Here is a 788-nt window from a genome sequence, read left to right as displayed (position 1 = left end):
GGGTCAGTTGGTGGCGTAGCCGCGGGTGGCGATCCAGTCGGCGAGGTGCTCGACGGTGATGTCGTAGGAGGCGGTGTTGGGGTCGGCGGAGTCGGCGATGGTGACGGTGTTGCCGTTGTCGTGGTAGCCGACGACGCTGATGTAGTGCCCGCCTTCGTAGGAGTGGGTGTTGCCGTTGGTGTCGGTGCTGGTGCCGGCGATGTTCGCGACGACGGCCCGGCCGTTGTCGACGGTCTTGACGACGTCGGCACGCAGTTGGTCGGTCTGCTTGGCGTCGGCGTCGGGGTTGCTGATCTCGACACTGTGGTAGGCGTCGCCCTTACCACCGGTTTCCTTGTTCAGGACCGGGGTGATGTCGTTGATGGAGTTGGTGCCGGCTTCGGTGGTGCCCATTTCCTTGGCCATGTCGTCGATGTTGATGTCCTTGCCCTGCACGGACAGGGCGTTGCGGGTGGCGGCGGGGCCGCAGTCGTAGAAGTTCGGTTGGGCTTGGTAGCGGACGTTCAGTTCCCGCTCGCTGGTGGGCTTGCGGTCGCCCTGGGTGTGGGCGTCGGCGGCGTACGCGGCGGTGACGGGGCCGGCGATGGCGCCGCCGGTGAAGGCGAGTCCGGCAGCGGTGAGGGCGGTCTTGCGGATCAGATCGGTACGCATGATGGCGTGCTCCTCTGCGATAGGGGGTCCGCGATGCACACCCGGGGGTGGGTGCGCGGCGGGGAAGTCGTTGCGGGGGTTCGCGCCCGGCAGCCCACACGGGGGCCGGCATCGGGTGTCTCAACGGGGGGTGTAAC

Annotated in this window: 1 protein-coding gene; it reads right to left on the bottom strand. The window is 67.8% G+C overall.

The window, feature by feature from the left end; genetic code table 11:
* Positions 1-3: 3 nt before the first annotated feature.
* Positions 4-651, bottom strand: coding sequence for a C39 family peptidase (locus C7C45_RS32690; RefSeq protein WP_110568751.1), 648 nt, complete (start codon positions 649-651; stop codon positions 4-6).
* Positions 652-788 lie beyond the last annotated feature (137 nt).

It is taken from the genome of Micromonospora arborensis (assembly GCF_003205615.1).
Taxonomy (GTDB): domain Bacteria; phylum Actinomycetota; class Actinomycetes; order Mycobacteriales; family Micromonosporaceae; genus Micromonospora; species Micromonospora arborensis.
The sequence above is the reverse complement of the archived record's forward strand: the minus strand, read 5'-3'. Positions and strand labels throughout refer to the sequence as shown.